This window comes from Nocardia albiluteola, from assembly GCF_018860155.1.
In the GTDB taxonomy this organism is placed as follows: domain Bacteria; phylum Actinomycetota; class Actinomycetes; order Mycobacteriales; family Mycobacteriaceae; genus Nocardia; species Nocardia albiluteola.
Map to the genome: position 1 here is coordinate 1,156,644 of NZ_JAHKNI010000001.1, position 24,187 is coordinate 1,180,830.

General features: G+C 67.2%; 26 protein-coding genes. 13 read left to right on the forward strand and 13 right to left on the reverse strand.

What is annotated here, in order from left to right; translation table 11 throughout:
* Positions 1-247: 247 nt before the first annotated feature.
* A complete protein-coding gene (locus KO481_RS05340; protein ID WP_215915721.1) occupies positions 248-676 on the forward strand; it encodes a DUF4254 domain-containing protein in 429 nt (142 codons plus the stop codon).
* Between the two features lie 25 nt (positions 677-701).
* Here KO481_RS05340 and KO481_RS05345 read toward each other — a convergent pair whose 3' ends face one another.
* Entirely contained in the window at positions 702-1,061 is a 360-nt protein-coding gene (locus KO481_RS05345; protein ID WP_215915722.1) for a winged helix-turn-helix transcriptional regulator, read from the reverse strand.
* Positions 1,062-1,152: 91 nt separating this feature from the next.
* Here KO481_RS05345 and KO481_RS05350 point away from each other — a divergent pair, with 91 nt between their 5' ends.
* On the forward strand, positions 1,153-1,812 hold the full coding sequence (locus tag KO481_RS05350) for an NADPH-dependent F420 reductase (protein ID WP_215915723.1): 660 nt from the start codon (positions 1,153-1,155) through the stop codon (positions 1,810-1,812).
* Positions 1,813-1,993: 181 nt separating this feature from the next.
* Here KO481_RS05350 and KO481_RS05355 read toward each other — a convergent pair whose 3' ends face one another.
* The 3 genes from KO481_RS05355 to KO481_RS05365 form a co-directional block, all read right to left on the reverse strand.
* Positions 1,994-2,659, reverse strand: coding sequence for a hypothetical protein (locus tag KO481_RS05355; RefSeq protein ID WP_215915724.1), 666 nt, complete (start codon positions 2,657-2,659; stop codon positions 1,994-1,996).
* A gap of 254 nt (positions 2,660-2,913) precedes the next feature.
* Positions 2,914-3,882, reverse strand: coding sequence for a patatin-like phospholipase family protein (locus KO481_RS05360; protein WP_215915725.1), 969 nt, complete (start codon positions 3,880-3,882; stop codon positions 2,914-2,916).
* A 25-nt stretch (positions 3,883-3,907) separates the two neighbouring features.
* Positions 3,908-5,209, reverse strand: coding sequence for a fatty acid desaturase family protein (locus KO481_RS05365; protein WP_215915726.1), 1,302 nt, complete (start codon positions 5,207-5,209; stop codon positions 3,908-3,910).
* Positions 5,210-5,680: 471 nt separating this feature from the next.
* On the opposite strand from KO481_RS05365, the gene KO481_RS05370 reads away from it, so the two are divergent.
* The gene (locus tag KO481_RS05370; protein WP_215915727.1) at positions 5,681-5,941 is read left to right on the forward strand and encodes a hypothetical protein; all 261 of its coding nucleotides are present in this window, start codon (positions 5,681-5,683) and stop codon (positions 5,939-5,941) included.
* A gap of 40 nt (positions 5,942-5,981) precedes the next feature.
* On the opposite strand, the gene KO481_RS05375 is transcribed toward KO481_RS05370, so the two are convergent.
* Entirely contained in the window at positions 5,982-6,389 is a 408-nt protein-coding gene (locus tag KO481_RS05375; RefSeq protein WP_215915728.1) for a nuclear transport factor 2 family protein, read from the reverse strand.
* A 413-nt stretch (positions 6,390-6,802) separates the two neighbouring features.
* On the opposite strand from KO481_RS05375, the gene KO481_RS05385 reads away from it, so the two are divergent.
* Positions 6,803-8,059, forward strand: coding sequence for a cytochrome P450 family protein (locus tag KO481_RS05385; RefSeq protein ID WP_372451907.1), 1,257 nt, complete (start codon positions 6,803-6,805; stop codon positions 8,057-8,059).
* A 37-nt stretch (positions 8,060-8,096) separates the two neighbouring features.
* Here KO481_RS05385 and KO481_RS05390 read toward each other — a convergent pair whose 3' ends face one another.
* The 3 genes from KO481_RS05390 to KO481_RS05400 all read right to left on the reverse strand — a co-directional run bounded on the left by KO481_RS05390 (position 8,097) and on the right by KO481_RS05400 (position 10,323).
* A complete protein-coding gene (locus KO481_RS05390; RefSeq protein WP_215915730.1) occupies positions 8,097-9,179 on the reverse strand; it encodes a PLP-dependent cysteine synthase family protein in 1,083 nt (360 codons plus the stop codon).
* A 27-nt stretch (positions 9,180-9,206) separates the two neighbouring features.
* Entirely contained in the window at positions 9,207-9,959 is a 753-nt protein-coding gene (locus KO481_RS05395; protein ID WP_215915731.1) for an isocitrate lyase/PEP mutase family protein, read from the reverse strand.
* 208 nt (positions 9,960-10,167) lie between these two features.
* Entirely contained in the window at positions 10,168-10,323 is a 156-nt protein-coding gene (locus KO481_RS05400) for a hypothetical protein (RefSeq protein ID WP_215915732.1), read from the reverse strand.
* 523 nt (positions 10,324-10,846) lie between these two features.
* Between KO481_RS05400 and KO481_RS05405 the strand changes: the two genes are divergently transcribed.
* The 5 genes from KO481_RS05405 (at position 10,847) to KO481_RS05425 (ending at position 15,971) form a co-directional block, all read left to right on the forward strand.
* Entirely contained in the window at positions 10,847-11,509 is a 663-nt protein-coding gene (locus KO481_RS05405; protein WP_215915733.1) for an MspA family porin, read from the forward strand.
* 32 nt (positions 11,510-11,541) lie between these two features.
* A complete protein-coding gene (locus KO481_RS05410; protein ID WP_215915734.1) occupies positions 11,542-12,231 on the forward strand; it encodes an MspA family porin in 690 nt (229 codons plus the stop codon).
* Between the two features lie 239 nt (positions 12,232-12,470).
* The gene (locus tag KO481_RS05415; RefSeq protein WP_215915735.1) at positions 12,471-13,358 is read left to right on the forward strand and encodes an IclR family transcriptional regulator; all 888 of its coding nucleotides are present in this window, start codon (positions 12,471-12,473) and stop codon (positions 13,356-13,358) included.
* Between the two features lie 352 nt (positions 13,359-13,710).
* On the forward strand, positions 13,711-14,352 hold the full coding sequence (locus KO481_RS05420; protein WP_215915736.1) for a TetR/AcrR family transcriptional regulator: 642 nt from the start codon (positions 13,711-13,713) through the stop codon (positions 14,350-14,352).
* Positions 14,349-15,971 carry an MDR family MFS transporter gene (locus KO481_RS05425; protein WP_215915737.1) on the forward strand — a complete coding sequence of 541 codons (1,623 nt, stop codon included), beginning with the start codon at positions 14,349-14,351 and terminating at the stop codon, positions 15,969-15,971. Before KO481_RS05420 ends, KO481_RS05425 begins: the two co-directional genes overlap by 4 nt.
* A gap of 50 nt (positions 15,972-16,021) precedes the next feature.
* Here KO481_RS05425 and KO481_RS05430 read toward each other — a convergent pair whose 3' ends face one another.
* Together KO481_RS05430 and KO481_RS05435 are read right to left on the reverse strand one after the other, a co-directional pair.
* Entirely contained in the window at positions 16,022-16,789 is a 768-nt protein-coding gene (locus KO481_RS05430; protein ID WP_215915738.1) for a hypothetical protein, read from the reverse strand.
* A 138-nt stretch (positions 16,790-16,927) separates the two neighbouring features.
* The gene (locus KO481_RS05435) at positions 16,928-17,866 is read right to left on the reverse strand and encodes an aldo/keto reductase (protein ID WP_215915739.1); all 939 of its coding nucleotides are present in this window, start codon (positions 17,864-17,866) and stop codon (positions 16,928-16,930) included.
* Between the two features lie 47 nt (positions 17,867-17,913).
* Between KO481_RS05435 and KO481_RS05440 the strand changes: the two genes are divergently transcribed.
* A complete protein-coding gene (locus KO481_RS05440) occupies positions 17,914-18,771 on the forward strand; it encodes a P1 family peptidase (protein WP_215915740.1) in 858 nt (285 codons plus the stop codon).
* A 225-nt stretch (positions 18,772-18,996) separates the two neighbouring features.
* Complete coding sequence (locus KO481_RS05445; protein ID WP_215915983.1) at positions 18,997-19,641, forward strand: ATP-dependent Clp protease proteolytic subunit; 645 nt, start codon at positions 18,997-18,999, stop codon at positions 19,639-19,641.
* Between the two features lie 81 nt (positions 19,642-19,722).
* On the opposite strand, the gene KO481_RS05450 is transcribed toward KO481_RS05445, so the two are convergent.
* Complete coding sequence (locus tag KO481_RS05450) at positions 19,723-20,388, reverse strand: TetR/AcrR family transcriptional regulator (RefSeq protein WP_215915741.1); 666 nt, start codon at positions 20,386-20,388, stop codon at positions 19,723-19,725.
* A gap of 78 nt (positions 20,389-20,466) precedes the next feature.
* Between KO481_RS05450 and KO481_RS05455 the strand changes: the two genes are divergently transcribed.
* Positions 20,467-21,330, forward strand: a complete 864-nt coding sequence (locus tag KO481_RS05455; protein WP_215915742.1) for an NAD(P)H-binding protein — start codon at positions 20,467-20,469, stop codon at positions 21,328-21,330.
* Positions 21,331-21,453: 123 nt separating this feature from the next.
* Here the strand turns inward: KO481_RS05455 and KO481_RS05460 are convergent, their stop codons facing one another.
* The gene (locus KO481_RS05460; RefSeq protein WP_215915743.1) at positions 21,454-21,825 is read right to left on the reverse strand and encodes a winged helix-turn-helix transcriptional regulator; all 372 of its coding nucleotides are present in this window, start codon (positions 21,823-21,825) and stop codon (positions 21,454-21,456) included.
* 134 nt (positions 21,826-21,959) lie between these two features.
* Between KO481_RS05460 and KO481_RS05465 the strand changes: the two genes are divergently transcribed.
* The gene (locus KO481_RS05465; RefSeq protein WP_215915744.1) at positions 21,960-22,925 is read left to right on the forward strand and encodes an NADP-dependent oxidoreductase; all 966 of its coding nucleotides are present in this window, start codon (positions 21,960-21,962) and stop codon (positions 22,923-22,925) included.
* Between the two features lie 60 nt (positions 22,926-22,985).
* Here KO481_RS05465 and KO481_RS05470 read toward each other — a convergent pair whose 3' ends face one another.
* Positions 22,986-23,918: a D-alanyl-D-alanine carboxypeptidase family protein gene (locus KO481_RS05470; protein ID WP_245400276.1), complete on the reverse strand. Its 933-nt coding sequence runs from the start codon at positions 23,916-23,918 to the stop codon at positions 22,986-22,988.
* Between the last annotated feature and the right edge of the window lie 269 nt (positions 23,919-24,187).

Genomic DNA, 24,187 nt, shown 5'->3' on the forward strand with positions numbered 1-24,187 from the left:
CCAGTAATTTCGACATGCTCTCGGACGGAATTCGCCGGACCGATGTCTGCGGACCGGTAATAGCGCGCCGGAGGGCTCGGGGTTCGGAATGTCGGACGGCGCAAGACATTCCAGCCGAGATATTCAGCCTCGGAATATTCCACACCGAATCGATGCCGCGCGAAATCCCCTGCGCGTCCGATCCATATCCACCCACGACACGAGAACCCATGGCACCCAGATGTCCCACCTCGAAGATCGCCCCACCATGCTAGGCGAACCCCTGCCCACCAAATCCGAACTGCTGCACGCCTGCCGCGGCCTCGAGTACGACCGGCATCCGATCCTGCGCGCGGCGCACGCTCTCACTGAGCTCCACGAAAGGCGCTTGGGCACAACCTGTCCCGAGACGGCCGAGCTGGATTTCGAACGCGCCGAACACATCGCCGACATCGACCGCTGCGTCACCTCGTCCCTCCCGCCGGCGCACGGCTCGGCCCACGTGCACACCGAAACCCTGGGTGCCGTCGTCGACCGCGTCGCGCGGTTCACCGCCACCGCCTACGCCGCCCTGGCCAGCCCGGTCGACTGGCGCCTCGGCGACGCCTGGGAACGCCTGGCAGAACTGGCCATCGGCTACGAGGACCTCATCGCCGAACTCCACACGGGCCGCCGCCGCCTGCCGGGCGGGCCGTAACCCGTGCTGAGCTAGCTGTTGCGGGTCATGACGTTGTGTGCGGCTCGGTGAGTTCGGTGTGGTTGTCGGCTGCCCATTGAGCGAGATGGGCCAGTGGTCCGTGGGCGAAGGATTCGCCGAGTGGGGTGAGTTGGTAGATCGCACTGTTGTTCGCGGGCGGGGTGGTGACCGGTTTGGTGATGAGTCCGTGGGATTGGAGGCGTTGTAGCGATTGGGTGAGTACCTTGTCGCTGGCGCCGGTGATGCGGGCCAGTAGCTCGTTGCGGCGTGTTGGTCCCAGGCGGAGCGCCGAGAGCACCACGGGATCCCAGGTGTGATTGATGAGCTCGGTTGCCGCGCGTACGTGACAGTCGGAGACGAAGACTTGGCAGGATCCCTCGATCATGGGATCAGTCTCCCACCATGCTCCTACCGATCGGTAGGAGCATGGTTCGTAGCGTTCTCGAGGTCATCATTTCCCGACGAAGGAGAACGTTATGAATATCGGCATCCTGGGCACCGGCAACCTTGCCGTGACGCTCGGCCGGGCCTGGGCCGGTGCCGGTCACTCGATTCTGGTGACCGGGCGCAATCAGGTGCATGCACGTGAGGCGGCCGAACAGATCGGACCCGCGGCCACGGCTATCGCCCCGGGCGACTTCGCGACGAGCGCGGATGTCATCGTAGTCGCGGTGTCCTACGAAGGGCTCGAGGCCGCTATCACGCTTGTCGGCGGTCCGGACGGATCCTTCGTCGGCAAGACGGTGATCGACTGCACCAATCCGGTGGACTACGCAACCGGTGAGTTGAAGCCGGCGTCCGGGTCGGCGGCGGAGTTGGTGGCTCGCACGGCTCCCGGAGCGCGGGTGGTGAAAGCACTGCACCTTTTCGCCGGAGCCTCCTGGCCTTACACCGGATTGCCGGAGGCTGCGCCGGTCGTGGCTGTATGCGGAGACGAGCCCGACGGGCTCGATCTGGCCACAACCCTCATCGCCGATCTGGGAGCCGAGACCGCGGTGATCGCGGGGCTGGCCCACGCTCGCCAACTGGAAGAGGCCGCCGGATTTGTCATGAAGGTCGTCGCGGCCGGGTACAACCCGAGACTCGCAGTGCCCGACGTGGACCCGGCAGTGCTCAACCCAGCGCCCGCCAACTGACCCCACCGACCAGCGCCAACGCAGGTGAGGGTCTCGGCATCACAGCCGGGGTCCTCGCCTGCTCACCAGCCGTCCACACCACCAGCCCACCGCGAAGCCATCCGGGTCCTCATGGATCCCGTGGTCATCATGTGTTGTCGGCTGTGACATGGCGCAGATCGGTTGGACGACAACCACATCCCTAACGCAGAGGAAGCTTTTTCCACGCCGCGATGAGCTGCTCCTTGGGGTGGCCGTCCATGCGGAAGTCGACTACGTACCGTCCGAATTTCGAATCAGCGCCGAAACCGGTCCGGATCTCGTCGCCGCTCGGGGCGGTCCACACCGACAGTGGGGCCGAGAATCCGTCGTGGGCAACCGCTGCTTTCTGCCACTGTGCGTCTGTTCGCCCGGCGAGATAGGCGACTGCGGCGTTGGCGTTGCCAGTGTCCAGGATGCTCACTGTGAAGCTCACGCTCGGTGGGCTGCAAGTTACGCCCTGGATCTGGTCATTGGGACTGTCGACGTCGCCGTAGCATCGAGTCCCCTGCCAGCCAGCCTGATTGCCAGGATCGGTGACGATCTTCGGAAAGGCTCTGACGACCACCTTTTCCTTATCTGTCCAATCGCCGGCGATCGATCTCAGGTCATTGGATGACGGCCACATGGCATATGCGACTCCTGCGGCAACTGCCAGTGCGGCGACCACTGCCGCGGCCACCACCGCGATCAGAGCGCCGTGACCGCGTCGCTGCGGCGGCATCTGATAGTTCGGTCCAAGCGGAGGAAACTGGGGCACCTGCTCCAACGGCGCGGGCTGCCCGGGCGGCATTGAATAACCCGGTCCGCCCATGGGGAAATAGGACATGGGGGGTCCGGGCGGAGTCGGCTGCAGCGGATGAGAGCTGCCAAAATTAGGATGAGTCACGATCCCCCCTGTGTTGCCGCTCGAAATCCGATCCAGCATAACAACATTCGCTCGGGACTCCCCGAGCCCCTACAGGGTGGCCGCCCGGGCCGCTTCTTCTGCCACGCTGGCTCACACGGGCCTTGCACCGCGCCACTGCGGCGACCGTGGGTGGTTTGGGATCCGTGCGTGCGAGGCTAGGGGCCGCCGACCGGTCAGGCGATGGATCGGACTCGATCGGCCGCGACGGTCTCCTTCGGCAGACCGAGGACATCCGGGTCGAGAACGTTCAGAAGTTGCTGGTCGGACCGGGAATTGATCCAGCTCGTGGTGATGTCGTAACCGGTGTCGAACTGTTCTTCGGATGTCCGGGTGGGCGCCTTGAGCGCGGCGCCGTAGGGCTCGTGGGCGAAAATGGTTGATTCGCACAGGGTCTCGTCGCGGAATGGACGCGGGCGGTGGGCGATTGCGGGCAGTGATGGATGCAGCAGTGGGAAGATCAATCCGCCTCGGCTGTCGTGCGGTTGCGGCCCGTACAGGTCCAGGATCAGGGCGGGGTGTGGGGCGAAGATGTCGTGCGGCACTCGGTATTGGCAACCGCCGTCGAAGATGTCCTCGAGTCCCGGGGCTGCGGGCAGGGCTCCGGGTATCCGGGTGGCGGCGACCAGAGCATCGGCGACGGGCAGGTCGGACAGGCCGAGCTTCGGGAGGTCGCGGGGCAGCAGCAGGGTGCCGTGTTCGGCCGAGTAAACGGGGATGAGCAATGATGACGCGGCTCGGTGTGGCTGCTGTTCGGAGGATTCTGGATCGAGGGCGAAGTCTGCGAAGGTGCGGTCACCGACGACCGCGTGGGCAAGTTCTCGAATTCGTGGCTGCGGGTACAGTGCGTGTCGGGTCAGCATGGCGCGAAAGCTCTTCGCGCCCAGGACATCCTGTTGGGGATAGGCGACCGCGATCTGCCGGGCCCTATCCCGGGGCATTCCCAGCGCGATCGCCGCGGCCGCGATCGCGCCACCGCTGACACCCACGACGACCGGTTGCACCGCGGGCGCAGGTTGCGGACTGTTCTGGTCTCGCCGGGCTGTGATCGCGTCCACCGCGCCGATCGCCATCCCGACCATCAGCGTGAGGCTGCGGCCCGCCACTCCGGCGAGAATCCGAACCACGGGCCGCTCTGTCGTCAAGGGCTGTCCTTTCAACTGGTGTCCCTCAGCGCCGTCCGGTGATCGAGGCGATCCACCGCCGAATCCACCGGCGCACACCGTGATCGGCTCGGCGCTTCGGTGATTCGGCCGCGGCCAAGGCGGTGCGAAGCCCGCGTCGTGCGCCGATGGCCGGGTCGGTCGCCGCCAATCGATCGGCCGAGGTGGGCGAGACGCCGGAGAACTTGCGTTCCGAGCGGGTTTCGGCGGCGTCGTCGGCGGTGCGGCGCAGCAATCGGTCCGGCAGCGCGAGTTTCCACGCGGTGCGGTGCGCCAGCCAGAACTGTGTGGGCAGCGAGCCGGTCGTGTACGGCAGGTCATATTTGTCGCACAGGGCGCGCACGCGCTCGGAGATCTCGGGGTAGCGGTTGCTGGGCAGGTCGGGGAACAGGTGGTGTTCGATCTGATAGCAGAGGTTGCCGGTCATGAACGCCAGCGTCGGGCCGGCGGTGAAGTTCGCGGAGCCCAGCAGTTGCCGCAGATACCACTCCCCGCGGGTCTCCTCGTCCAGTTGCTCGACGGTGAATTTTTCCGCGCCGTCGGGGAAGTGCCCGCACATGATCACCAGGTAGGACCACAGGTTTCGCAGCAACAGCGCGGTGGCGTTCGCCGCGAGCGTGTGCCGGAACCCGCGCCGCCCGCTCAGCACCGGGAACAGCACGAAGTCCTTGCCGACCTGGCGGGCCATCTTTCGCGCGAACTCGATATTCGGCGCCGACCCCACTCGGCTGCGGGGAATGCTCAGATGTCGGCGTTCTACCCCCAGGTCGTGGACAGCGATGGCCACCTCGAACGATGCGGCGATGAGCAGATTTGTGATCGGTTGCAGCAGATGGACCGGACGCCACGGCTCGTCGCGGGTCATCCGCAGGACGGCGAAGCCCAGGTCCTCGTCCATTTCGTAGACGTTGGTGTAGGTGTGGTGCACGTGATTATGCGCGCGCTTCCAGTGTGCGGACGGGCCGAGGAAGTCCCACTCCCAACTGGTGGAATGGATTTCGGGATCGTTCATCCAATCCCATTGACCGTGACTGATGTTGTGGCCCAGCTCCATCATCTCGATGATCTTCGCGGTCGCCAGCATCATGGTCCCGGCGATCCGCGGCGTTCGATATCGGCTGGCGCACAACAACACACGCGCGGCCACCTCGACACCGCGGTGAATCCTGATCGCACGCCGGATATAGTCCGCGTCCGATTGCCCGAGCGACTGCTCGATATCCGTGCGGATCTGGTCCAGTTCGCAACCGAGCGCCTCGATGTCGGGGTCGGTGAGATGGGCGAACGCCTGAATATCCGCGATGGCCACCTGTGGTCTTCTCCTGTTGGCCGTCGACCCACGAACCGGCGTGGTTCGGCACGGGGTCGATCGAATGGAACCGGATGAACGTAGCCTCACGGGCGCGATTCGCCACCAGAGAGAAGGAACCGGTGTGCGCTGCCGGAAATTGCACTACCGCATTATGTTTCGGCGCTTCCGAGTATGCGTGATGGTTGCGCGGGAAGAATTGCCGGGCGCTCGGGAGCGTTCAGGGGAAGTGACGGCGTCGTATTCGAGAAGTGTTGGCGCAGGTGGGCGTTGGTGACGACGCTCCCGGGGCTGCTCGGGTTGCCGCAGCTGGAAAGTTTGCTCGGTGTGCTCAGAAATGCGAACGGGTCAGTTTACAACTAAATTCCATGCTCGAAAACTTGTTGTCTCGCAAGGCAGGCGAGAATATTAGAGTATCGGTCGGTAGAGGTAACGGAGAGGAAACGGGTGGTCGGCCAGGCGCGAAGAAAAGTGGGCGGAGGGCCGTTCGGGCCTGTCCGACCGGAGCACGCGTCCGACGGGTGGGAGGTCGACGGTGACCCGGCCGAATGGTGGTTAACCAAAACATTCGGCACCTTCCATGCTCGCATCACCGGCACCACCGGCACCACCTGCGCCTGGCTCATCTCCCGGCCCGACGGCGGGATGCTTCGCGAGGTATCCGCTCGCGGAGTCGAGGACGCGAAGCTGGCGGCCGACGCCTGGGTCAAGGAACACCTTCCTCCCGGGTAGCCGCGTCCCGGCCGGGACATTCGTTCGGTCGGACGGGGACTCACGCCGCCTGCGGATCGCGCAGCACGTGCTCCCAGTGCTGGGTGTTGGCGTACTCGCGGGCGGTCGTGATCAGGCCGTCCTGTACGTGGAAGATCGCGATGTTCTTGTTGTGATAGGCGTTGCCGTTGCGGACCGTGGCCATCGAATCCCATTCCACCGTGACGTAGGGTTCGGCCGCGATAATGTTCGTGACCTCGATCGTGGTCTCCTTGTCGGGGTCCAGCAGGCCGAAGGCGGCGCCGAGGAAGCCCTCGACGATGGCCTCGCGCCCGCGCCAGGTGCCCGACATCGGCAGGTCGCCGGGGTACCAGAAGGTCGCGTCCTCGGCGTAGTACGCGGCGACGTCGCCACCGGTGGCCAGGGCGTCGAAGTACTCGCGGACGGTCTGCTCGGCGTTGCGGTTCATGGTGTTCCTCCTGGTCGGGAGCCGTTGCGGGCCCTGATCTTTCGTTGAGACCAGTTCACCGCGAATCGTGGCGTCGACCAAGGGGCAGTCCGGAACTGCAGCGATAAGTGATCGTTATCGTCAGTCTGCCGATCCCGTGGCCGTCCTGGTGGAAGTGAGGCCGTGGCCTCGTGGCCGGCCTTGCGGAGCTGGGAAAGATGGTGGGAGACCGTGGATTCCGCCAATGATGGGACCATCTTGTTGCCAGTCGTGGGGTGCATCGCCTCTTCTCCACCCCGCTCGACTTATGTTGTTGCGCTTCGGCTTTGTGTTAGCGTGTGGAGCGCGGTTTCGCTGGTACGCTGCGGCGGCCGCGTCCGGGGCAGCCCGGATCGCGGTTGCCGAATTCTGACCTACCTCCCGGAGTCACACCTTTGACATCGCCGCAGTTCTCGCCGCTCACGGCCGCTCGCCCGCTCACACAGAGCTTGCCGACCGGCCCGGACGGGCCGCGTGTTCCGTTGTACTCACCCGAATTCGCCGCCGATCCACACCGTGTGTACCGCTCGATGCGCGAGCGTTTCGGCTCGTTGGCTCCGGTGGAACTGGCGCCGGGGGTGCCCGCCACCCTGGTGATCGGCTACCGCGCCGCGGTGCAGATCCTCCATGACTCCGACCACTTTCCCTCCGACTCGCGAATCTGGGAGAAGACCGTTCCGGCCGACAGTCCGGTGCTGCCTGTGATGCAATGGCGACCCGCGGCCCTGCAGAGCATCGGCGCCGAACACGCCCGGTACCGGCAGGCCATCCTCGCAGGCACCGAGAACGCCGACCTGCATGCCGTGCGCCACACGGTGGAACAGGTCGCGACGTCGTTGATCGACACGTTCTGTCAGGAGGGGTCGGCGGAGCTGATCAGCCAGTACGCCTTCCCCCTGACCTTTGCGATCGTCAATGCCATCCTCGGCTGCCCACCAGAGACCGGACAGCACATCGCCGCCGGCTTCGCCGCCATGCTCGACGGCACCCAAGGTGAAACCGGCAACGCGATGATCATCCGAGCCCTGTCCGACCTGGTGACGCTGAAGCGGGCCGAACCCGGTGACGACATCACTACGCGGATGCTGCGGCATCCGGTCGCGCTCGACGACGTCGAGGCCGTCGAGCAACTGGTGCTGATGTACGGCGCCGGGATCGAACCCATGCAGAACCTGATCGCCAACACGCTGGTACTGATACTGACCGACGAACGGTTCGCCGGAAGCGTCCTCGGCGGCAGCATGCTCACCCGTGACGCACTCGATGAAGTGTTGTTCACCAATCCGCCGTTGGCGAATCTGTGCACTCGATACCCCCGCCAGCCGATCCTGATCGACAATGTCTGGCTGCCGGCGCACCAACCTGTCGTCATCAGCATGGCCGCCTGCAACGACGACCCCTCCATCACCGACCGCAACGGCTACGCGGGCAACCGCTCGCATCTGGCCTGGGGTGCCGGCCTGCACGCTTGCCCCGGCCGATCGATCGCGTACCTGGTCGCCCAGGAGGCCATCGACCAGCTCCTCGACGTGCTCCCCGAAATCCGGCTCGCGACCGAGGTCGAGAACCTCACATGGCGGCCAGGCCCGTTCCACCGGTCCCTGTCGGCTCTGCCCGTAGCCTTCCCACCGTCACCCGCGCTCAACACATGATCTGGCCTGCGGCGGGAGCTGAGGTCGGGCCCGGAACTCAGGCCGAACGGGGGAGATCCCAGCGGCCTGTCGCTGCGAAGTGTGCAAGTGCCGCCGCTGGTTCGGTCAGGTCCCAGCCCTTGGCGTCGATCCAACCGTCGTCGTAATACGTGTCGGCGTAGGGGCGGCCCGAATCTCCCTGCACGACAACGACAGTCCCGGCTCGTCCCTGCTCGCGCATCCGGGCGATCAGGTGCAGGGCGCCCACAAGGCAAGCGCCGGTGGACGGACCGGCGGACCTGCCGGTGATATCGCTGAGATGACGCATGGCCGCGACGCTGGCCGCGTCGCCGACCGGAATGACCAGGTCGACCACCTCGGGGTCGAATGCGGGTTCGATGCGCGGGCGTCCGATGCCCTCGATCATCGAGGGCATTCCGGTGGCGTAATCGGGGCAGTCACTGGCCCAGCCCGGGAAGTACGCCGAGTTCTGCGGATCCACCACGGCCAGTCGCGTGGTGTGCCCGTGTGTGCGCAGATGGCGGCCGATGGCGCGGGAGGTGGCTCCGGTGCCGACACCTGTCACGATCCAGGTGGGGGCGGCGCGTTCGATCCGTTCGCAGTCGTCCAGGATCTCGGCGGCGAGGTTCGATTCGTCGTGATCCACCGCGTCGCCGAGGGCGTTCAAATGATCGATGTGATAGCCGCCGATGTCGACCGCCAGCTCGGCTGCCCTCTCGTACACGGCCAGCGGGGGCTCGATCGGATGCCAGCGCCCACCGTATTCCTCGATCCGGGCCAGCTTGGCCGCCGCGGTGCGGCGCGGCACCACAGCCGTGAACGGTAGCCCGATCAGGCGCGCGAAATAGGCTTCGGCCACAGCCAGATTCCCGCTCGTCGCCTCGATCAGCATTGTGCCCTCGCGGATCCGTCCGCGCCGCAGCGCATCCGCGAGCAGACTGCGCGCGAGACCGTATTTCAGGCTTCCCGTCGGCCGTCGCGACTCGTCCTTGACGAACAGCTCGACCGTCGAATCCCCGGGGAGCGGAAAGCTCCACAGGGGCGTGGGCTCGTCTGCCGAGCGAGTTGCTGACAGCACCCTCAGCGCCGATCGCGCCCACCCGCCCGGATCAGGTGTCATGGGTGAGCTCGGTCCGGGTGAGGGCGATCAACTCCAGCGCCCGAGGAGTCGGTTCGTCTCGGCGGTGAGTGCCGCCTGCAGGAACGGGCCGAAACTGACTCGGGCGACGCCCAGTTCGGCGAAGTACGCGCGATCGCCCTTGTCGGGCATGCCAATTGCATTCACCGGCAGCGGAAGTTCGGAGGTCAGGCGGCGCAGGGTTTCCGGGTCGTGGCCGCCGACGGGGTACAGGACGTCGGCGCCTGCCTCGGCCGCGAGGCGCAGGCGGGCGATCGCGCGCTCGACGCGGGTCTCGGCATCGCCGTCCTGGCGCAGGAACAGATCGGTGCGGGCGTTGACGACCACGTGCACGCCCGCGGCGTCGGCGGCCTGGCGCAGGCCCGCGACGAAATCGGCATGCTCCTGCGGTTCGCGCAGCCGACCGCCCTCGCTGTGCACGGTGTCCTCGATGTTCAGCCCGACCACGCCGGTCTCGAGCAGGCCCTCGATGAGCTGTTCGGGCTTCAGGCCGTAGCCGGACTCGATGTCCAGCGAGACGGGAATGTCCACGGCGGCGGTGATTTCGCGGACGCGGGCCAGCGCCTCGGGGAAGGTCATCCCCTCCTTGTCGGCCTTGCCGAGCGAATCGGCGAGCGGGTGGCTGCCCACGGTGAGTGCCGCAAATCCGGCCTGCTGCACCAGATTCGCCGACCAGGCGTCCCAGACGGTCGGCAGGATCGCCGGATCACCGGGGCGGTGCAGGGACAGGAATGTGGTGGCCTTCTCGCTGAGTGCGTTCACGCGTCCCAGCGTAATCGGCTGTGCGTCCTCGGTGGTGGTCCACTCGGGCGCGAGTTCGGGCGGGGCCGTGGCGGTGGCTGCGACCGCGGCGGAGGGCCTGAACGATTGGGGTGCGGTTCCGGGACTACGGGGTTGCCGGTGGCCGGAACGACTGCGGAGTATCGCCGGAGTACGGGGTGGAATCGCGGCGGTGACGGGGGGCGACCCGTCAGCGGTCGCCGTCGGTGGGGACCTGCGGCTCGGCGGACGGTGCGCTGCTGAACAGGGGCCGTTGTACCTTGTCGTGGGACGCGGTGCTGTCGGTCTCGATGGGTGCTGAGGTGTGACTGAACAATCCGGGCGTTGGCCCGCTCTCCTGGCTCATGCCCCGAAGTTTGCTCGCCGCGGGCCCCAAAAGCGAATCCGGGCGCGGGATGTTTCGCATCGGATGTGTCACACCAGGGGTCTTGACACCGAAGTGGGGGCGTGCCCGCCGAAACATGATGAGGGGCATACATTTCGACGGGCGCGCCCGGAGCCCGGTGGTCTTACGAACCTCGACGGCGGATCGAGGGTTCCGGAGTGCAGTCCGGTGCTCGCTCGAGAGTTGAGCGCCGAGGAAGTCCGTACGGGCCGTCTTCAGCGTGCCCAGCCGGGGCGCCCGAAGCCACCGCGATTTCAATGAAGGATCTATTTCATTGATGGAAATCGGCGCGAAATAGGCCGTGATGTCCGGAGATTCAATGAAGGAAACACCAACTGGGTTTCTTTGTGATTTGAGCTACCGTTCGGCACGGTGCGCATTGTATTCGGCGGTTTACGACTTCTGTGAAGCGACCTTTCGGCGCACCGGACGAATGCTCCGACTTCGTCTCGGGGCATTGCCTGATGATTGGTAGTGAGGACTGATGAGGGATATCAAGAAAGCCGGTTCGGCCTGGGTTGTCCGGGCCACCGGTATCGCCGCGGCGTGCACCGCCGCGATCGGGCTCTTCTCGACGGGTGCCGCCAACGCGGACACCTTCGTGCCGTTGCCGGACGGCCACGTCGTGAACCCCGGGGTCACCATCGACAGTGTCGGTAACAGCGTCAACATCTCGCCGTCGCTGGCGGCGAACGGGGCCGGGCGCGTCGCCTGGCTCTCGACGCACATCACCGCGAACGTGACCACGCCGCCCGGCACGGTGGGCCCGAACAACGGCCCGATCAACAACCCGGGCACGAACAACTCCTCGACGCACGGCGCCTCGACCATGTCGGTCGGGTATGTCGTCGGCTGCCAGGTGGCGCTGGGCGCCCTGACCGCGGGCGTCTCCGGCGAGATCAGCACGACCCCGACCCTGTCGGGCTCGCTGTCGCTGCCGCTGGCTCCGGGCCAGGTCAAGTGGGTGAACTACGACCAGAAGGATATGACCACCAGCGGTGTCTATCACTTCGATATGCAGGACCAGGAGGTCACCGTGCAGGGCTGTGCGGGCTATGCGCAGGCCCGGCAGGTGGTGACGGTCGAGATCGTCGGCCCCGACTACACCAAGACCACCCTCTACGGCATGCCGTTCAGCCTCGGCTGAGTTCACCCACCACTTTCTCGAGGACACTTGCAATGAAAACAATTCGTATGGGTGCATTCGCCCGTCTGGCAGGCATCGGGGCCACCGCCGTCGCGGCCGTGGGACTCCTCTCGACCGGCGCGGCCAACGCGGACACCTTCGTGCCGCTACCCGACAGCCACATCACCCAGACCATGGGCGACGGCACCGTCGTGCACGTCGACATCACCGGTGAATCGGCGAACATCAACCCGTCCATGGTCGCGACCCCGCTCAGCCGCAACACCTGGACCAGCGGACATGCCCAGGTCAATCTGACCGGCGGCGCGGCCGGCGACCCGAAGACATCCACCCACCTCATCGTCGGCTACATCGTCGGCTGTCAGGTCGACCTGTCCGGCGGCATGACCAACGGCGTGGGCGCCAGCGCCACCGCGGACCCGAGCAGCAACTCGGTATCCGCCACCGGCACCGGCTCCACGACGCTCACCCTCGCGGCCGGTCAGGCCAAGGAACTGGACCTGCTCGACATCGAGCAGCCGGACGACTTCGGCGTGGACAGCCACTATTCGTGGCAGTCCGTTCCGGGCCCGCACCAGAGCCTGACCTGGCACGACGAGCAGTGGGCGGTGGACGGCTGCGGCGGCTACGCGCAGGCGCGGTCGTTCGCGCAGGCGAAGGTGTACACGAACTCGTCGATCGGGTACGTCACCGTCTACGGCAAGCCGTTCAGTATCGGATAATTCGGGCACCGGGAAACCCCTGTGATCGCGCACATAATTGCGTCATCACAGGGGTTTCCTTGTATGTAATTCCCACTCTCCGGGATTTCATTGTTTGCAAGTCTAAAGGATTCACAGACAACTCTAAGCGGTCGACCAGGGGGCAGACAGCGCGATCCGAAAAAGTCGGAACCGGTCGCGCTCGCAGCGTTGCGGGCGCGTAGTCGGGTGTCCCGGATAAACCGGAGGTAAGTCGTTCTATGGCCAGATATTCCAATGGGGAGTCGGTATTCTCGCGCTTGTCGCGCCTGCTCGAGGCGTTCGAGGACGATAATCCGGTCATCACTGTCTCCGAACTGTCGAAGCGGACCGGGCTTTCGTTACCGACCGTGTCGCGGATGGTGTCCGAGCTCGTGGACCGGGGCTGGCTGCAGCGCGACGCCGACCGGCGGGTGTGGATCGGACTGCGGATGTGGGAACTGGTCTCGCGCTCGGCCCCGACCCGGGATCTGGTCCGGGTGGCGACGCCCTACATGACCGAGCTCAGCGCGCGGATCGGGCAGAACGTGCACCTGAGCGTGCGGCAGGGGTTCGAGGTGATGTTCATCGAGCTGCTCTCCGCGCCCCATGCCGTGCCGACCGTGCTCAACGGGCCCGGATCGCGGCTGCCGCTGCACGCCTCGGCGCCGGGGCTGGTGCTGCTGGCCTATTCGGCGTCGGGGCTGCAGGAGGCCGTGCTGTCCGGGCCGCTGCCGCCGTTGTCGCCGCGGACCGTCACCGACCCCCAGGCGCTGCGCGCGCTGCTCTCGGAGATCCGCCGGACGGGTGCGGCCTACTGTCCCGGATTGATCGATCCGGCCAATACCGCGATCGCCGTGCCGGTGCGCTCGACCGGGCGTGAGGTGGTGGCGGCGCTGTCGGCGATCGTGCCCAATACCGAGGCGGCCCGGGCGGTTGTGCCGATGATCCGCACCACGGGGGCGCAGATCAGTCGGGCGCTGGCGGATCGGAACACGCCGAAGTGGCAGCCGGATTCGGGGGATTCGGAGGGGTCCGAGGAGTTACGGCATAACCCGGGACCACCAGGGCGGGAGTTACGGTACGGGCCCGCTGTGTTTGGTAGTGCGAGCGTTGCAGCAAATTTGTAGCTATGCATGATTCGGGAATCCGTTGCGGCATTGGCTGATCGCCGCTGTGAATCGCGGATCCTTTGATGGAAAGGCGTGTGGGCGCCCCGGATTCGCGTGGCTAGGGTATTGATCAGTGCCCGCCGGATCGGAACCTCGGAAATTTTTGTCCGGCGGGCACGGTCATGTTATTCGCCGTTCTATTACGCGGAACGACGGTTCCGTTCCGAGTGACTTCTCGGCATCTATGGAGGGTGCCGGATGGCCGGCCTTCATCTCGCGCAGCGCTCGCCGATGGGGCGGGTGTCGGGTGTAACCCGGCTCACAGAAGTTGCATTTTCTGAAATTTTGCAGTTTGTGCTAGTTTCTGGGTATGTCCCTGTTCGAACACGAGGCGCCCGTCGGGCTGCGTGAGCAGAAGAAGTATCAGACCCGGCTCGACCTGTGCCGGGCCGCGCGGCGGCTGGTGCTCGAGCGGGGGATGGACGCGACGACGGTGGAGGACGTCGCCAAGGCGGTCGGGGTGTCGCCGCGCACGTTCTTCAATTACTATGAGACCAAGCTGGACGCCGTCGTTGGGCCCGTCGGCGAGGTCGGAACACCGCAAACGCGTGCGCAATTCGTCGCGGGCGGGCCGACCGGGGAGCTGCTCGAGGATCTGATTCAGCTCTACATGGCCGGATTCGATGAGGACGTACTCGCGGATATCGAGCAGGTCAGCGAGATCATCCGGGACGAGCCGCGGGTGCTGGCCGCATTCGTCGCCTCAGGCGCCAAGCACGAGACCGCCGTTGTAGAGCTGCTGTCCGCCCGGATGGGCGATGATCTCTCGCCCGAATTCGGCGCGTTCACAGCGGCTTTGATGTCCATGCTGACGATGCGCGCGGCCATGGCTCTCGGGCAGAACCCGGAGCGGTCGCTGAGTGAGGCCGTGCACGACTACCGCGCGATGGCCGCCCGGCTGTTCGCGCCCGAGACCACCGGCAAGACCACCGACCACGGGAGACGGGGATGACCACCACGGATGCAGCACCACCGCCGATTGTCCTGACGCAGAAGAGAATCTGGCTGATCTTCTCCGCGCTGATCGCGGGCATGTTCCTGGCCGGGCTGGACCAGACGATCGTGGGCACGGCGATGCCGACCATCGTCGGCCACCTCGGCGGGGTCAAGTACATGGCCTGGACCGCAACGTCGTATCTGCTCGCCACCACCATCGTGATGCCGATCTACGGCAAGTTCGGCGACATGTTCGGGAGGCGTTGGCTGTTCCTGTTCGCGATCGCGGTCTTCACCGCGGCCTCGATCGGCGCGGCAATGTCCACGGGCTTCTGGGAATTCGTGGTGTTCCGCGGGCTGCAGGGCGTGGGCGGCGGCGGTCTGATGATCCTGGCGCAGGCCATCATCGCCGATGTGGTGCCCGCGAAGGATCGCGGCAAGTACATGGCCCCGATGGGCGCGATCTTCGGCATCACCTCGGTGGCGGGGCCGCTGCTGGGCGGCCTGTTCGCCGATCATCTCGGCTGGCAGTGGTGCTTCTGGCTGAACGTGCCGATCGGGCTGGTGGCGCTGGTGATCGCCGCGCGGTACCTGTCGATTCCGACCCATCGTCCCAAGGCCCGGCCTGATTACCTTGGCGCCGTGCTGATGTCGTCCGCGACGGCGCTGCTGATCCTGATCACCGATTGGGGCGGTAAGCAATACGCGTGGGGCTCGGCGACGATCCTGGGGATGGTCGCGGCGCTGGTGATCGTGGTCGGGGCGTTCGTGGCCGTGGAGGCGCGGGCCGAGGAGCCGATGCTGCCGCTGTGGCTGTTCCGCAACCGGACCTTCGTGCTGACCTCGGCGATCGGGCTGATCGTCGGCCTGACGATGTTCGCGGCGCTGGCGTTCATTCCCACGTATCTGCAGATGGCGACCGGGGTTTCGGCCTCGATCTCGGGGCTGCTGCTGATCCCGATGATGGTCGGCATGATGATCACGCTGATCTCCTCGATGAGCGTGATCACCAAAACCGGTCGCTACCGGGTCTTTCCGCCGATCGGCGGGCTGCTGATGATCGCGGGCATGCTCTGGCTGACCCAGCTGACCGCGCACACCCCGATGTGGGTGGTGGGTGCGCAGCTGGCCGTCATCGGCGCGGGCCTGGGCCTGATCATGCAGATCATTGTGCTGGTGGTGCAGAATGCCGTGGAGCCCGGCCAGATCGGCACCGCGACCAGCGCCAACAACTACTTCCGGGAGATGGGTGGCGCGATCGGCGTCGCGATCTTCGGCTCGATCTTCACCAGCCGGCTGACCTCGGGGCTGACCGATGCGTTCACCTCGCACATGCCGGAAGTGGTCAGCTCGCACCTGAATCCGAGCAATCTGGTGCCGGCGGTGGTCAAGCATCTGCCCGCCGATCTGCACGACGCGATCGTCGGGGCGTATGTGCACGCGCTGGTTCCGGGCTTCTGGTACATCATTCCGGGCGCGGTGCTGGCGTTCGTGCTGGCGCTGTTCATTCCGCACGTGGAACTGTCCGACGAGGCCGGGATGGTGGCGCGCGGCGAGGCGGTGCTGGAGGAGAATGCCACTGCCGCAGGCGATTCCGAGCAGGACCCGGATTCGGAGCTGGTCGCCGAGCGTTGACGATCGGGACGAAGGGCGCTGTCATCCAAGGCATTCGGATGACAGCGCCTTTACTCGTTGCCGAAGTAGTGCACGAATTCGTCGTCGGCGCAGGTCGACCAGTCGTCGGCGGACCAGAATGTCCAGCCGTCGTCCGGGCCGGAGCCCATGCGGATCGAGGTCTCGACCGGCATGCCCCGCCAGCACACCTCGACGCGGTGCAGCCCCTCGTCGTTGGACCGGATGTAATCGGTGATCGATTCCGGCACATCGAGGTTCGGCCAGTAGAAGGTGAGCCAGTCGTCGCTCAACAGCCAGTTCGTGGCCGCGCGCGTCGTCGAGGTCGTCGTCGGCACTCCGGGATCGACATACAGTGACAAGCCGGTGCGGCAGTTGTCGGCGAACCGGCGACGCGGGCCGTCGATCGAGCGCCAGCCGAGAGGGGACGCCGACCAACCCGGCGGTGCGGTCGAGGCGGCCGGTGCATCGAGTGCCGGGGTCAGGCGGATCTCGTCGAACCAGTAGGGGCACCGGCACGCTCCGGCCTCGTCGGGAGTGCGGTACTCGAGCATGTCGGTGTCATCGGTCCAGCGCGCCCATATGGAACGCAGCTGGTCGCCGAACCGGTCCCGCAGTTCGGTCACCGCGAAGCCGGCGCCCCACTTCGCGCCGAACTGCAGGTCGATCAGGTTGCCGCTGATGCGCTCCCACAGCGGCACGTTGTAGGTGGAACCTTGATTGCGCCACAGGAGTACCTCGAGCAGATCGGCGGGAGTCAGATCTCCAGCACCATCCGGATTTTGCTCGGCTCGAATGAATACCGTCGATATGTTCGCCATCGCTGTGTCCCCTCGGGATCCGTCCCGGTTCGGCACTCAGTGTGCTTCACCGACCGCACTGAGGCGAGCGCGGCGCGAGGTGGGTCAACCCGTAGTGCACGCGTTGGATGGCGGTGTCTTCGGGATCTGCGAGGTGGATTATTCCGATGCGGCGGTGAGAGTGTCGACCTCTGCCGTGGTCAGATCCAGGTTTGCCGACTTCAGCAGGGCATCGAGCTGGGAGGGGACGCGGGCGCTGGCGATGGGGGCGGCGATCGCGGGGCGGGCGCGGAGCCAGGCCAGGGCGACCGATGCGACCGGGACAGCGTGGGCGGCGGCGATCTCGTCGAGGGCGGCCAGGATCGCGATACCGCGCTCGTTCAGGTAGCCACGGGCGCCGGCGGCGCGGGGGCTGTTTCCGGCGAATTGGTCGCCGGGGCGGTACTTTCCGGTCAGGAAGCCCATGGCCAGGGCGTAGTACGGGAGCACGCCGAGCTCTTCGCGCACGCACAGGTCGGCCAGGTCGCCCTCGTAGTGCTCGCGCTCGACGAGGTTGTAGTGGGGCTGTACCACCTGGTAGCGGGCCAGGCCCTCGCGCTCGGAGATCTCCAGCGCCTCGGCCAGCCGCGGCGCGGTGTACTGGGAGGCGCCCAGATGGCGCACCTTGCCCGCGCGGACCAGCTCGTCGAAGGCGGCCAGGGTTTCCTCGAGCGGCACCTCGGTGTCGTCGTGGTGGGCGTAGTACAGGTCGATGTGATCGGTCTGCAGGCGGCGCAGCGAATCCTCCGCGGCCGCACGGATATTGCTCGCGCTCAGGCCGGGGCGCTGCGGAAGCTTGGCCACCTTGGTCGCGATGAACACCCGGTCGCGGTTGGCGCGCGAGGCCATCCACTCGCCGAGAATGGTCTCCGACTCGCCGCCGGAATGTCCCGGCACCCAGGCGGAGTAGGCGTCGGCGGTGTCGATCAGATTGCCGCCCGCGGCCGTGAAGGCGTCCAGGACCAGGAACGATTCGTTGCGATTCGAGGTCCAGCCGAAGACGTTGCCGCCCAGGCAGAGCGGGTAGATGTCGAGGTCGGTGGTTCCCAGTTGCGCCATTGCTCCAACATAGTGGCAGGGATACTCGTCGAGAATCGGAGGAGAGCATGACGATCGGGATCGCCGGGGTGCGGGTGGGGCACTGGTCGGATCCGGCGGCGGAGACCGGGTGCACGGTGCTGACACTGCCGGAGGGGACCGTCGCCTCCTGTGAGGTGCGCGGCGGTGCGCCGGCCAGCCGGGAGCTGGATCTGCTCGCGCCGGACAAGACGGTGAATTCCGTCGACGCGATTCTGCTGACCGGGGGCTCGGCCTTCGGGCTCGCGGCGGCCGACGGGGTGATGCGTTATCTCGAGGAGCAGGGGCGTGGCGTCGTCACGCCCGGCGGGCGGGTGCCGATCGTGCCGACGATGGCGCTGTTCGATCTGGCCGCGGGCGATCCGGCCGTGCGGCCTACCGCGGAGCACGGATATGCCGCGGCCGCGGCGGCCTCGGGGGAGCAGATTCTGCGCGGGCGGGTGGGCGCGGGCACCGGCGCGTACACCTCGCAGTGGCGGGGGCCGGAGCGGCGGCCCGGCGGGATCGTTTGTGCGGAAAAGACTCTGGGCGAGCTGGTGGTGGTCGCGGTGTGCGCGGTCAACGCCTTCGGCGACATCGACGACGGAAGCGGCGGGATCTGTCTGGACTCGGCCGCGATCTTCGAGGCGCTGCGGGAGGCGGCCGCGCCGCGCACCCACACCACCATCGGTGCTGTGATCACCAATGCCCGCCTGGACAAGGTCGGCTGCCATATCGTCGCCCAAGGCGCGCACGACGGGCTCGCCCGCGCGCTCACGCCCCCGCACACCCGGTTCGACGGCGACGGCATCATTGCCGCGGCCACCGGTTCGGTCGACGCCGCGGTCGATACGGTCCGGCTGCTGGCGCTCGCCGCCGTTGCCGAGGCAATCCGCTCGGTGGGGTGAGCCATTCCCGGCGCATTGCCCGGGTTCGGAATAATTCGGGCGGATCCCGCGGAAAAATACAGAATGGCGGGCCGGTTTCGATATTTCGTTCACGCCCACGGACCGCTGGGGGAACCTACGCTCTCAGCGAACCCGTTGGTACCAGCGGACACCAGGGCTCCGGACCCGGCTAGAGTAGGCTCGGCAGGTCGGAGTGCAGTGACAGAAAGAGAGCAGCACGTGGGTATGTACGAGAACAGGCAGGCAGCGGCCGAGCCCGTCGTTGGGTCCGGCTTCTCCGCTACGCCCGTCAACCGGGCCGCGTCGGGCGGGCTTTCTTGGGGCGATTCTCTGTACGATCGCCTACTCGCCCAGCGAATTATCGTCCTGGGTCAGGAAGTGGACGACGAGATTGCCAATAAACTGTGCGCTCAGATGCTTCTGCTGGCCGCGGAGGATCCGGACGCCGATATCTCGATGTATATCAACTCTCCCGGCGGTTCCATTACTGCCGGAATGGCCATCTTCGACACGATGAACCTGATTTCCTGCGACGTCGCCACCTACGCGATGGGAATGGCCGCGTCGATGGGTCAGTTCCTGCTGACGGCGGGCGCGCGTGGCAAGCGTCATGCGCTGCCGAACGCCGAAATCCTGATGCACCAGCCGTCGTCCGGCATCGGTGGTAGCGAGTCGGACATCAAGATCCAGGCCGACCGGCTGCGCCGCATGAAGCTGCGCATGGCCACCTTGATCGCCGACCTGAGCGGGCAGACCGCGGAGCAGATCACCGAGGATTCGGAGCGCGACCGCTGGTTCTCCGCCGAGGAGGCCCGCGATTACGGTCTGGTCGACGAGGTGATCAGTCGCACGCCGGTCGCCGCGAAGTAGTTCTCGACGCTGCACCGCCCAGGGCCGCCGTTCCGTTCGGGACGGCGGCCCTTCGCATGTGCGGGGTGCGATGCGCGGAATTTATTGGCGCTGTAGCCATTCGGACAGCAGGGCGCGTTCGGCCGCGGTGAGCCCGGGCAGGGCGGCCGGATCGAGCGCGACGGGCTCGGGGGGTGCGGGGGCATCGGTGAGGATCGCGCGAGTCACCGCGTCGTACATCGCGTCGGCGAGGCCGGGGTCGCGGTCCCCCGGGGCCGTGGCCAGCAGCGTCAGCAGTACGCCGGTGCCGGCGGAGTGAATGAGCTCGACGGCTCGCCGCTCGCCGACCCGGAGCCTGCCCGCCGTGGCGACGCGGCGCACCCGGGTGCGCAGCACCTCGACCCCGGCGGCCGCCGCGGGTGAGTGCCCGCTGCGGTGCGGATCGGTGAGCAGGCCGAAAACGGCCGGGTTGGCCAGGGCGAAGTCGATGTGCATGTCCCATCCGGCGCGCAGGTCCGCGACCGGATCGCTATCCGGCGCGACGGCTTTCGCCTCGACGTAGGTGGCGAAGACGTGTTCGGCGACGGCGTCGAGCAGCGCGTCCTTGTCCTCGAAGAAGCGGTAGATGGCTGGGGGCTGCAGGCCAGCGGATTGTGCGACCGCCCTGATGGTGACCGCCCCCGGGCCTTGCTCGCGCAGGAGTTGCGCGGCGACCTCCACGATGCTCGCCCGCGTCTGGTGCCTGGTTCCCGACCTCGTCTCTGCCATGTGGCCATCATAGCGATTGTTGCTATCGTGGTTATTAACGTTGATATTATCAGCGTTATAACCGCGAGAGGATGCATCATGATCATCGTTACCGGCGCAAACGGCCAGCTCGGCTCCCGGATCGTCGACAGGCTGCTCGATCGGCTGCCCGCCGAACGGGTGGGCGCCAGCGTTCGCGACACCGGCACGGCCCGCACGCTGGCCGCGCGCGGAGTGCGCGTGCGCCGTGGCGACTACGGCGAGCCCGGCTCGCTGGCCGCGGCGTTCGAGGGTGCGTCGCAGGTGCTCGTCGTCTCGGCGGGCTCGACGGGTGCGGCAGCGGTCGCCCAGCATCGCGCGGCGATCGACGCCGCGCGCGCGGCCGGCGCGAAACGAATCCTCTACACCAGTCATCAAGGCGCGGCGGCGGATTCGCGCTTCGCGCCGATGCCCGACCATGCCGCGACCGAGCGCTACCTCGCGACGACCGGCACGCCGTTCACCGCCCTGCGTAACGGCTTCTACGCCGGCACCATCGCGCGCCTGCTCGGCGGCGCGCTCGAGACCGGCGAACTCGTCGCGCCGGCCGACGGCCCCGTTTCCTGGACCGCGCACGCTGACCTTGCCGAGGCGGCCGCGACCCTGCTCGCCGACGAGGGCCGCCTCGACGGCCCCACCCCGCCCCTGACCGCGCCCACCGCCCACGACCTGGCCGACATCGCCGCCATGCTCAGCGAACTCACCAGCCGCCCGATCCGTCGCGTCGTCGCCGACGACGCCGAATGGACCGCCACGATGATCGCCCACGGCGTCCCCGCCGCCCAGGCGGAGCTGCTGCTCGGCATGTTCCACGCCTCGCGCCGCGGGGAGTTCGCCGCCACCGACCCCGAGCTCGAGACGCTGATCGGGCGTCCGGCCACGCCTGTCTTGTCTGTCCTGCAGGAAATCGTGGGCCGGTCCTGAGTGTGCCCCACCCACGGCGCCCGGTCCGATGCGCTCTGTGAGATCGGTTGGCCGCCAATGGCACTCGGCTCGAGGCGTCATCTGGAACCGAGATCCCGCAGGCGCAGCGGCCCTGCCGCATTCTCAGCTCGCAGCCTTCGTCAGGGCGGCATCGAGGTTGCGCTCCACCCAGGCGCGCAGGTTGTTCAGTGGCACCGCCGCGCTCTCACCCAGTTCGGTGAGGGCGTATTCGACGTGCAGCGGAACGGCCGGATAGACCGTCCGGTCGACCAGGCCGAAATCCTCCATGCGGCGCAGTGTTTGGGTCAGGACCTTGGGGCTGATGCCCTGCAGCCGGCGCTGGAGCTCGCCGAACCGTTGTGGGCCGTCCTCGAGCACGCCGATCGCCAGCGCGGACCACTTGTTCGCGAGCAGATCCAACATCGGCCGGCACGGGCACTGCGTGGAGTAGACGTCGTGGTGCGCGTGCCGTCCGGTCGGGCAGCTTGTCGGCATTGCTGATCTCCTCACCAGGCAGCTTTCCTCGAGGAAAGTTGCAGCTCTTGATGGTAAGTACCCCCTCGGGGATACCTTCACCTCCGTCAACAGGGAGACCGCCCGAGGTCTTCCGCGAATCGAGAGGTGACGCGATGTCCGCGGACACGATGCGTGCGGTGGTACTGGAGAGTTTCGGCGATTCGAGCGCGCTTCGGGTGCGGGAGGTGCCCCGCCCCGAGCCGCTGCCGACCGAGGTGCTGGTGCGGGTGCACGCGGCGGGGGTCAACCCGGTGGATTGGAAGACCCGCGGCGGCGGCGGGATGGCGGGGGTGCTCGGCGAGCCGCCGCTCGTGCTCGGCTGGGACGTGTCCGGAGTGGTGGAGGCGGTCGGCTTCGGCGTGACCGCGCTGCGGCCCGGCGACGAGGTCTACGGCATGCCACGGTTTCCACACGCGGCCGGCGGCTATGCCGAGTATGTGACCGCCCCGTCGCGGCAATTCGCCCGCAAGCCGGTCACCGCGAATCACGAGCAGGCCGCGGCCGTGCCGCTGGCGGCCCTGACCGCCTGGCAGGCCCTGGTGGACGCCGCCGACGTGCGGGCGGGACAGCGCGTGCTCGTGCATGCCGCCGCGGGCGGGGTGGGGCATTTCGCGGTCCAGTTCGCGAAACACCTTGGCGCCCAAGTGATTGCCACGGCAAGCAGCAGGAACCACGACTGGCTGCGGCAGCTCGGCGCGGACGAGGTCGTCGACTACACCACGGTCCGGTTCGAGGATGCCGTGGGCGATGTCGATGTCGTCATCGATCTGGTCGGCGACGAGCATGACAAGACCTCGTCGCGCTCGCTGCGGGTGCTGCGACAGGGCGGCGTGATCGTTGCCGTCCCCAGCGGGGTTTCCCCCGAATTGGCCGACGCGGCAGCGGAACTCGGCGTGCGGTCGACGCCCTTCCTCGTGGAGCCGGACGGTCCGGCCCTGACCCGGATCGCGGATCTCATCGACGACGGGCAGGTGCGGGTGGAGGTTGCGGAGGTCTTCCCGCTGGAACAGGCCGCCGCCGCGCACGACCGGGGTGAGAACGGCCGCACACGCGGCAAGCTCGTGCTGCGGGTTGCCTAGACCGCCTAGGCCACAGCGAGTTTCGCCCCCGCGGGTCGAGTGCTAGCCGCGGGGGCCGGACTACCGTGCGCCGAACGGCAGCACGCTCAGCAGCGGCAGTGCGCTGACCGTCGGGCCGAAGCCCCAGTCCAGCATGTGTTCGGCGTCGGACGCGGCGACGGCGCCGTCGCCGGGGGAGCTGTGCAGGACCACGCCGATCAGGGGGTGGCCTGCGCGGACGGCCTCGAAGAGCAGGCAGGTGCCCGCGGCGTCGGTGCTGCCGGTCTTGATGCCGGTGGCGCCCGGGTAGTCGCTCAACAGGCGGTTGGTGGTCCGCCAGACGTGGTCGCGGTGGCCGGGGGCGGCAGGCAGGTGATAGCTCCGCAGCCGGACGACGTCGCGGAAGGCCGGGAGGTTCATCGCGCGCATGCCGAGCCTCACCAGGTCGGCGGGGGTGGACTGAGTGGCGCGGTCGGTCGGGTTGGGCAGCCCGCTGGGATCGCTGAAATGCGTTCCCGCCATGCCGAATTGGCGCGCGGTGGCATTCATCTTCGCGATGAACGCGTCCTGGCCGGGGCCGAACGACTCGGCCAGGGCGTAGGCGGCGTCGCAGCCCGAGGGCAGCAGCATCGCGTAGAGCAGCTCCCGCGCGGTGAGCACCTCGCCGGGCACCAGGCCCGCGGCGCTGCCGTCGTACTTGGCGTCGTAGGCGATGATGCCCTGCGGCACGGTGATATTCCGGTCGAGGTCGCCGGAGTTGAGCACGACCAGCGCCGTCATCACCTTGACGAGGCTGCCGATCGGGGCCGGGGTGTTGGCCTGCCGCGACCACAGCGGGAGGCCGGTGGTCGCGTCGGCGAGCTCCGCCTCCTGCGCATGGATTCCCATGGGCTCGGCCACGGGCTGGGGGAACAGTTGAGTGTGGGACGCGGTGGGCGTGGCGGCCGCGGATCCGGCGACCACGGTCAGCGCGCCGGCGAGGGCGGCAAGCATCATTCTGGCAAATGGCTGCATGGGGCACATTGTGCCGCCAGACCCGATCGAAACGCGGGATTTGCACGCTGAACACGCATTTTCAGTGGCAGCGGACACTCGCACCCGCTGGGTCACTCGCCCCGGCCCCTGTGGTGGGGCGGTGATCGGGTTTGCTGGCACGTCCGATCTCGGGCGCGGCGGTACATCGAGCGGATGGGGGCGGACCACGTCCGGTCGTGCGCTCGAGTGTCTCACGCAACTGGCCTGGTGGTCGGCGGGCATGGCTGGGGTACGGGATATGAGTCCGG